Origin of the sequence: Syntrophomonas sp. UBA1041, assembly GCF_002316705.1 — a bacterium.
Lineage (GTDB): Bacteria > Bacillota > Syntrophomonadia > Syntrophomonadales > Syntrophomonadaceae > DTU019.
Genome location: NZ_DCEA01000040.1, coordinates 4,307 through 4,727, shown reverse-complemented (window position 1 = coordinate 4,727; position 421 = coordinate 4,307). Strand labels below are relative to the sequence as shown.

Sequence of the window (421 nt, the reverse complement as noted above, 5' to 3'; positions counted from 1 at the left end):
TGGGGGACGGAACGGAGGTTATCGCGGAGGGCTTTTATATCTGGCCCAGCGCCGCCAGTGACTATGTAACTTCCTTTTTTGGCACCAGGCTGCATCCCATTCTGGGCATTTACAAAACCCACACCGGTATCGACATCGGTGCGGGATACGGAACAGCGATACTGGCTGCCGCGGACGGCGTGGTCACAACCGCAGCTTACGATGCGGGCGGCTACGGGAACTATCTCATTATCGACCACGGCAGCGGCAATATGAGCCTTTACGCCCACATGAGCCAAATGAGCGCCGCTTTCGGGCAGACGGTGACACAGGGTCAGACTATCGGCTTGGTGGGCAGCACAGGATTGTCCACAGGTCCGCATCTGCACTTTGAGGTTTATGCCGGAGGCACCAGGGTCGACCCCCTGCTGTACTTCTCCAA

General features: G+C 58.0%; 1 protein-coding gene. It reads left to right on the top strand.

Features of this window, described 5'->3' with window-relative positions:
- Nucleotides 1–421: M23 family metallopeptidase (locus B2633_RS06800; protein WP_483169873.1), on the top strand; the 421-nt coding region annotated here is incomplete at both ends.